At 42.0% G+C, this 8,239-nt stretch carries 9 protein-coding genes and 2 tRNA genes; all 11 read left to right on the top strand.

Translation table 11 applies throughout. From position 1 onward, the window contains the following. Window positions 1-216, top strand: a 216-nt coding sequence (locus ACKI5G_RS08485) for a hypothetical protein (RefSeq protein WP_407399434.1), incomplete at its 5' end; no start/stop codon positions are given. A gap of 382 nt (window positions 217-598) precedes the next feature. After that, entirely contained in the window at window positions 599-811 is a 213-nt protein-coding gene (locus ACKI5G_RS08480; protein ID WP_027398005.1) for a hypothetical protein, read from the top strand. A 103-nt stretch (window positions 812-914) separates the two neighbouring features. Then, window positions 915-1,421 (top strand): HMA2 domain-containing protein, encoded by a 507-nt coding sequence (locus ACKI5G_RS08475; RefSeq protein WP_407399432.1) that lies wholly within the window; start codon window positions 915-917, stop codon window positions 1,419-1,421. 4 nt (window positions 1,422-1,425) lie between these two features. Then, window positions 1,426-2,037 (top strand): HMA2 domain-containing protein, encoded by a 612-nt coding sequence (locus ACKI5G_RS08470; RefSeq protein ID WP_407399430.1) that lies wholly within the window; start codon window positions 1,426-1,428, stop codon window positions 2,035-2,037. Then, on the top strand, window positions 2,037-4,118 hold the full coding sequence (locus ACKI5G_RS08465) for a heavy metal translocating P-type ATPase (RefSeq protein ID WP_407399428.1): 2,082 nt from the start codon (window positions 2,037-2,039) through the stop codon (window positions 4,116-4,118). Before ACKI5G_RS08470 ends, ACKI5G_RS08465 begins: the two co-directional genes overlap by 1 nt. Window positions 4,119-4,459: 341 nt before the next feature. Beyond that, window positions 4,460-4,804 carry an Hpt domain-containing protein gene (locus tag ACKI5G_RS08460; RefSeq protein WP_052212184.1) on the top strand — a complete coding sequence of 115 codons (345 nt, stop codon included), beginning with the start codon at window positions 4,460-4,462 and terminating at the stop codon, window positions 4,802-4,804. A gap of 96 nt (window positions 4,805-4,900) precedes the next feature. After that, window positions 4,901-4,977, top strand: a tRNA-Pro gene (locus ACKI5G_RS08455). Window positions 4,978-4,986: 9 nt separating this feature from the next. Beyond that, window positions 4,987-5,063, top strand: a tRNA-Arg gene (locus ACKI5G_RS08450). A 301-nt stretch (window positions 5,064-5,364) separates the two neighbouring features. Beyond that, complete coding sequence (locus ACKI5G_RS08445) at window positions 5,365-6,141, top strand: site-specific integrase (protein WP_407399426.1); 777 nt, start codon at window positions 5,365-5,367, stop codon at window positions 6,139-6,141. Window positions 6,142-6,272: 131 nt separating this feature from the next. Beyond that, window positions 6,273-6,902: a DUF6088 family protein gene (locus ACKI5G_RS08440; protein WP_407399424.1), complete on the top strand. Its 630-nt coding sequence runs from the start codon at window positions 6,273-6,275 to the stop codon at window positions 6,900-6,902. A gap of 93 nt (window positions 6,903-6,995) precedes the next feature. After that, window positions 6,996-7,793, top strand: coding sequence for a nucleotidyl transferase AbiEii/AbiGii toxin family protein (locus ACKI5G_RS08435; RefSeq protein WP_407399436.1), 798 nt, complete (start codon window positions 6,996-6,998; stop codon window positions 7,791-7,793). The last annotated feature ends 446 nt before the right edge of the window (window positions 7,794-8,239 follow it).

The raw sequence follows: 8,239 nt of genomic DNA, 5'->3' as shown, positions 1-8,239 counted from the left end.
GTTAAGCACATAAACGCCGAAAGTACTTGGCTGGAGACGGCCTGGGAGGATAGGAAGTTGCCGGTTAGAAAAGAGCTGTTTCTGATGAGATGGCTCTTTTTTATTGTTTATCCAGGCCGCCTCGGCGTTTATGTGCGTAGAAGGTTAAAAACGCCGGCGGTCAACGTCAGCTGCTCAACTACGCTTCGCAGGACGTTTTCGCATGGGACGTATTAACCAATCGGCTTATGCCTCTTGGATACGTCTCCAAAAGTACTTGGTTGGGGGGCAATATGCCGGTGGCATATTGCCCGGAAATAGTTCGACTGTATATCGAACTATTTCCGCGGTCGGCCAGCTTAGATAGGAAGTTGCCGGTTACATTGTAAAGAGTCATTTCTGAGTGAAGTGACTCTTTTTTATTGCCTGGAGAAGTATTTATTAAAGAAAAAATAGCTGGACTCAGTAGGGGGAATGAATTATAATAATGATAACAATTATTATTTCCATAAAGCCACCAGATATTTAAATATCTTTAATATTGAATGTAAACTAACAAGAGTGTTATAATTGCAGTGAAGTTATACTTCAGTGTTATATGTTGAAGGAGGAAGTATTAATGTTTCAGAAAACAGATTTTTGGATTGGTTTAGCAGTAGGTGCAGTTGCAGGCATTTTTGGCTATCGTTTTATGCAGGAGCGTGAACAGCAGATGGCAGCTATGCAGCAGTCTATGCTTCCAGCAGGCCAGGTTCCTTTAGCTGAGCTCCAGCGTCAGAAGGAAGAGCTTGAGGACATGATTGCAGCTCAGGAAGCAGCTCAGGCTGAGTAATTGTTCATTTTGATTGAGGTTGCTTTGGAATATCTGGAGCAGCCTCTTTCTTCTTATTAAAGATATTTAACATAGACTCGTTTTACTGTAGGAGTGAAGCAGTATGGATAAAAAGAGTTTTAAAGATAAAATTAAGGATATGCCGTTGTCTTTGCCAATGGGAGTAGCAGCCATCGGGACTGCAGCTTCAATATGGTTTGCCAATAAAAGGGTACATGCTCTCTGTGGCATGATATGGCTGGGAGTATCTGCAGTACATACTTGGCAGCATTGCAAAAAAGTAAGACAAGATGCGGCAAAGGTGGTAAATAAAATGGGATTAATGGATGTTTTAAATCTTCCAAAGAGTAAATTGGATTTGTTTGTACGCTCAGTGGAAGTGTCTTCGTATATACCGGGACGTGTGCGCTTGTATAGTAAAGCTCTTATTGGCGATAAGGCAAAGTGCCAGCAGGTCCTGGATTATCTGCATGGGGTTGGGGAATTGGATGACGTGAAGGTAAACGAAGTCACCGGTTCTATTTTGATTATATATACCCCTCAGATATTGCGAGCCAATAAAGAATTAGTTAGGGTGGAGGAATACATCAAAACCCATGTGAGGAGGTAACATAATGTCATTTATGTCTGGAATTATGATGGGGGCTGCCATCGGGCGTAATATCCATGAAATAATTGGCGGTAAAAAGCGTTGGAGGAGCAAGGCAAATGGCATGGCAATGGGCAAAATAAGCAAAGGTGGTTGCTGTTGCAAAGGTCATGCCAAAGAAGCGGAGTTTGCCTTAGTAAGTAAATTGCCAGGGCGTCGCCGTTATCGGATACAAGCTTTGGTAAATAATGCTGCTTTAGGTGCTCTCATGGAAAAGAAGCTTAAAGAGAACAAAAAGATTTCCAAGGTAGAAATCAATTATCTCACAGGCAGTCTTCTGATCATCCATAAAGAAGATGATAAGGCTGTGGATTCTCTGATGATGCATATCAAATCCATGATTCCAGTAAAAAAGGGGAAGGCACCTGTCATTTATGCCACCAATTGGTATAACACCACAGATTCCCTTAATAATCGTGTACGATGCCTGACCGGTGGCTGGTTTGACTTGTCCACTCTGCTGTCAGTAATATTTTTGATTCGTGGTATTCGTAAGATGTTGCTATTAGGTCAGCGACCATCTGGTCCTACCATGGTATGGTGGGCTCTTCATATGATGAAGGGGTGGAAGTTTTAATGGCTTTTAAATGTTATAGTATAAAATTGGGAGCCCGATTGTCCCAGCCTGACAGCAGAATGCTCTGCGTTCGCCTTAGGGCTTTATCGGGAATAGTTTCTGCCGTTGTGTCCGGCACAGAGCTAAAAATATGGTACTATGGTATATTTCCTTCTTCTAAGGTTAATTTGCTGGTGGCCAGAGTTATGAAATCCTACAAAAAAAAGGGTGAAGAACCAGAAATGGCGGATTATCGCCGTGAGGCCCTTTTATCTTTAGGTAGCTTTGTTGCTATGCAGCTTCTCAAAAAGGCTTCACCTGGGGCGTTTGCCAGCGTAAAGCTATTACGTAGTGCCTTAATTTTGTATATTGCCCGTAATTTTATAAAAAATGGTGTTACGGGACTGGTAAGGGATAACAGACCAAATGCGGATACCCTAACAGCTACAGCGGTGGTGGCGTCAGTATTAGCTGGTAAGCCTGAATCCAGTCTTAGTTTGCTGGCTCTTTCCAATGGTGCGGAAATGCTTACAAGCTATGCGGCTGAAAAGGCCCGTGGTCATATTTCCGGATTGCTGAATTTGAACCAGCCTTATGTATGGCTGGTGGATAATGGTATTGAGCGCAAGGTGCCCGTAAAGGAAATTAAGGCCGGAGATATTATTGCAGCTCATACTGGTGAAAAGATCTGCATTGATGGACAGGTGCTGTCGGGAACCGCGGCCATTAATCAGGCCTCTATTACTGGAGAATCTGCCCCTGCAATGAAGAAAAAGGGATTGCCAGTGTACGCAGGCAGTGTGGTGGAAGCCGGTGAGGTCGTTATCAAGGTAGAAAAGGTGGGGGATGATACTTCCCTTGCCCATGTAGTACACCTGGTGGAAGAGGCTCAGACCAGAAGGGCTCCAGTGCAGAATTTTGCTGATACCATGGCAAACCTTTTGGTGCCAATTTCCTTCCTGGGGGCGGCTATTGTTTATGGTGCCACCAGAGATTGGCAAAGAGTGTTGAACCTTCTCTTTATTGACTTTTCCTGCGGTCTCAAGCTGTCTACGGCTACAGCAATTTCCGCGGCTATCGGCGCAGCAGCCAAAAAGGGCATATTGGTAAAGGGCGGTAACTATATTGAGGCTCTGGCGGAAACTGATACAGTTGTGCTGGATAAAACTGGTACTATTACTATCGGTGTACCTCAGGTATCTTCAATCCTCACAGTGGATAATGTGGATGAAAAGGAACTGCTGCTTCTGGCGGCATCGGCAGAGCATCACTCAGTGCATCCTTTATCAGTGGCAATTCAAAAGTATGTCAAAGACAAGGAATGGACAGTTCCACAGCATAAATCCTCCAAGACTATTGTGGCCAGAGGGATGACTGCGGTTGTACCGGATTTTGAGGAATATAAAGGCGGTGAGGTGCTGGTTGGCAGTGCCAAGCTAATGCAGGAGCGTAAGGTTTCCGGCATGGAGCAGATTACCGTGGAAGATATAACCATGGGATATATTTATGTTTCCAGAGATGGCAAGCTGTTAGGTGCTATCGGTATCAAGGATCCTATTCGTCCGTTGATGAAAAAGACCTTAAATCAGATGCGTCGCCACGGTGTGGACGAAGTAGTAATGCTCACCGGTGATTCCAAAACTGTTGCCAGCGAAGTGGCAAGGGATATGGATATCGATTCCTATCATGCTGAGGTACTGCCGGAGGATAAGGCAAATCATGTAATGAAGCTGAAAAAACGTGGAACTGTTATGATGGTAGGAGATGGCATAAATGACGCGCCAGCTTTGGCCTTTGCTCATGTAGGGGTAACCCTTGGAGGCAGACAGACGGATTTGGCGGCTGAATCTTCAGCAGTGACCATCCGCTCCGAGGATCCTACCCGTCTGATTGAGGCTTTGCAGCTGGGAAGGCGTACTATGAACCTTATCCACCAGAATTTTACGGCAACTATTATGGTAAATTCTGCGGCTATGCTTTTGGGAGCTCTGGGGGTTATAAACCCACTGTGGTCGGCAGTGATTCATAACACAGCAACTTTGGCGGTGGTATTGAACAGTGCCCGCATATTGGCACCGGAGAAAAAGCGGGTAGTGGCCTGAGTGAATTAAAAAAATATCGGGATAGGCCTTTTGATATTCTTTGAAATCAGGAGGCCTATTTTTAATGTAATAACGAGCTTTAAGATGTCCCCTTCCTCTTTAGGTGGGGGAAAACAAAAAATAATAACTGGCGAGCATATCTCCCAGCTCGTTGCGACGCGAAGCTAGTCCTGAAAGGAAAACGCTAATTGGAAGATTTCTCTTCTAAAGAAGAAAAATTTGAATAATGGCGTTATAATGGTTATTGCTTCTTTACTATGCTTAAAAGATGGTGTATTCTATTAATAAGAAAATATGGCATCATGTAGCAATCATTATTTATACCATAAGGAGAGAGGCTTATGTCAGCTTTAACAGATACTTTGAAATCCATGGGATGTGGCATTGATGAGGCAATGGCAAGATTTTTAAATAATGAAGCATTTTATGAGAAGTGCTTTAAGAAATTTTTGGATGATACCGTGTTTGAGGGCTTAGGGGCGGCACTGTCCACTAATAGTGTGGAGGATGGCTTCAGTATGGCTCATAACCTGAAGGGTGTTAGTGCAAATCTTGGTATTACACCCATGTATGAAATTGTTGCTGCCTTGACTGAGGAGCTGCGTGCAGGTAATATGCCAGCTGATGCCATGGATAGATACAATGAGATTATTAAGATGCGTGATGATTTAAAGCGTCTTGTATGATTTTGTTTTATTGTTTAAAAAATATATAAATTGCTTGACACTGTCTGTAGTTTAGTATATTATATATTGTGTTGACGCGATAAGCGGAGACACGATCGGGGCATGGCTCAGTTTGGTAGAGCACCTGGCTTGGGACCAGGGGGTCGCAGGTTCGAATCCTGCTGCTCCGACCATTTTTATTTGCGACAGTAGCTCAGTTGGATAGAGCAACGGCCTTCTAAGCCGTGGGTCGGGGGTTCGAATCCCTCCTGTCGCACCATAGTAATATCAAGGCTTTCGAGTGATTGAAAAAGTTGCTCTGAAGCCTTTTTTTGTTGTTCGGTTGCACGAATTGACATCATTAGAACACCTGTTGTTCCATAATGTGATTGAGCAATACCAGATAAATAAAGGGCTTCAGGGGTTTGAGTAGGTGCAAATTCGGGTGCACGGTCGGGTGCATTTTTCTCCCTAACCGAACAAAAACGGGCGATTTTAGCCGAAAATGTAACCTTAAAAATATAAACCTCCAAGTACATTTAGTATTAAAAAGATTAATACAGCACAAGGAGGTTGTTATTATGCAAATTATCAGCATATCTAAAGGTTCAATTAGTAAAAGAACAAATGGACACTATAGGGCTCAGTTCATAATCACATATGAGGATGGGACGAAGGAGCGCCAGAGCATCACGGCGGACAAAAAACATGAGTTACAAGCCAAAATGGTTCAATTCAAAAAGGATATTTTTGCTAAGCATAATGAAAAGGATGGTAGCTACAAAAATAGTTTTGTGTATTATCTTCTTAGTGACTGGATGAGGGAAAAGAGAGTAGTTGAAAAGCTGGAGAAACATGAGGCATCTGGAACTATCGTAATTAGCAAGTCCCTCGCACATGTGGTTGGTAAGGGGGCTGTTTTTCAAGAACCTAAAACACCTAAAAGTAAGCGCTCTATCAAGCTAATAAGCCAGGATGTGGAGATGCTAAAAACATATCGGGAATGGCAGCAGCAGTATGCTGATGAGCTAAGTGATGTTTATGTTTGGCATAATGACCTAATGTTTACCTCGCCATGTGGTTTTCCAATACAAGCATCCAACTTTTTACGTAGATGGTTCAGACCACTATTGAGGGCATGTAATATTCCTGACAGTTTTACGTTTCATCAACTTAGGCATTATCATGCTAGTATACTGATGGACCTTGGTGTGCCTCCTACGGAAATAAGTTCTAGATTGGGTCATTCGAGCCCAAGGATTACGCTTGATTTCTACACACATGAGCTTGCTCATCAGCCGGATAAAGCTATAGCTAAATTGGAAAAATATATTGAAGATAATATTGCAGCCCCTTAGGAGGGGCGAAGCAACTGCTCTGGTGTAAAATCCAGAGCTTTTTTAGATTGTGAAGTATTTAATAAAGTTTATACAAAAATTGACACATATATATAAAAAATGTATACTAAGCTAAAAGGTGGTGATAAACTATGTTACTGGCGGAGTTACGGGAAAAATATGAAGATAACGAACCTATTTATCTTGAGGATGCGATGAAGGTATTAGGCGTTACGTCATCTTATTGCAGAATATTGATGTCCAAGTGGGTAAAGAACAACCAACTCAAACGCTTTGAAAGAGGGGTATATTATTTCCCTAAGGCATCAAAGCTGTTTGGAGAAGCTGCATTTGATACCCAGAAGGTTATAGAGGATAAGTACCTTGGCACCAAGGAAGAGCCTTTGGGTTATTACGCAGATTTCACTTTAGCCAACATGGTTGGAATCACTACACAGGTTCCGGCCAAAACAATCATTGTTACAAATAATGAAAGCGGGGAACGGCGCCGGGAAGTAAAGATAGGAAACCAAAAATTGCTTATCAGCCGTCCCAAAAAGCTTATAAACAAAGACAATGTTATGGCTCTGATGTTGTTGGATTTAGTATCTGTTGCCAATAAATATTCGGAACTTAGCAGAAAAGAAACGATCGATATAGTAAAAAAATTCGCTGCCAATGCCAAGGTTACATGGCGGCAGATCAAGGACAATATTGATGCCTATCCGACCAGAGTGAGTCAGGAACTGATAAAAATGGAGATTTATGATGTACTTGCATGAAGATCAAGATATATTTATAGATGCTATTCAAAAGACGCGTGAAGAGACCGGCATAGAGCCGGCTATTATATAGAGAAAGATTACTATGTGTCCATGATGTTGAGATTGCTTGCAGCATCCAATATTGGCTTCGTATTTAAGGGCGGAACCTCTTTATCCAAGGCATATAAGGTTATTGAGCGCTTCTCAGAAGATATTGACCTGACAGTTACAACGAAGCCAACTCAGGGACAGCGCATAAAGATGGTTGATACTGTGTTGGAGTGTGCAAAACAACTTCGCTTGCGGATAGTCAATCCAGATCAGCTTCGTCACAGGGGCCAGTTCAATAAGTTTGTTTTTGAATATGATTCTGTATTTAGAAAATCAGTCATCAGCCCACAGATGATAGTGGAGATATTTGTGACTTTGTTGGCTTTTCCGACGGAAGATAAGATGATTAGCTCATTTGTAGGGGAAACTGTAGAGAAATACAATAATGAGGCGGCTTTGGAATATAATCTATTGGCATTTAAGATGCCGGTACAGGATATACGAAGGACCTTTATTGATAAAGTTTTTGCATTGTGCGATTACTACCTTGAAGGTAAATCAGAAAGGTATTCTCGTCATATTTATGATATCAATCAGATCCTGACCAAGATACCATTGGCTGATATAAGTCGGCAATTAGTGGATGAAGTTCGTCAGGAACGTCTGAAGGATAGTCGTTGCTTGTCTGTTAAAGATGGTATGAATCCAAACACTTTACTTGCAGAGATTGTCGAAAAGGACTTCTTCAAAGACGATTATAATGATAAGACGGAAAAGCTACTATATAAGTTTATACCGTATGAGCAAGTCATAGAGTCTATAAAGGAAATCATAAAAAGTGGTGTTTTTACGTCGTAGTGATGTATTCCAATATGAGTAACATATACAGAACCGTCCCATAAATATACATAGCGTATTTAGAGTGAGCCTAGAAACTTTGTACCCCAATTTGTACCCCAACAGTAAAAGAACCAATGTAGAAAATGTAGACATTGGGCTGAAAGATTGTAAAAAAGTAGTATATATAGTGGACAAAAGGCAGGGAAAACGCAGGATAAAGCCCATGGAGCTTCTTCTAAGCCGTGGGTCGGGGGTTCGAATCCCTCCTGTCGTACCATTTGAATTTAACCTCAAAGTCTTGTATGGCAAGGCTTTGGGGCTTTTTGTATAAAGAAAACCACGCGATAGTCGCGTGGTTCAGAAAAGCTTTAGCTATGAGTCCTAAAACAGTAAAACTCCTGATGTGTTATTATAATATCGTGACCTGCCAGTTACGATAAATAACACATCAGGAGGACATACTA

Origin of the sequence: Anaerovibrio sp. (genome assembly GCF_045637405.1) — a bacterium.
Lineage (GTDB): Bacteria > Bacillota > Negativicutes > Selenomonadales > Selenomonadaceae > Anaerovibrio.
The sequence above is the reverse complement of the archived record's forward strand: the minus strand, read 5'-3'. Positions and strand labels throughout refer to the sequence as shown.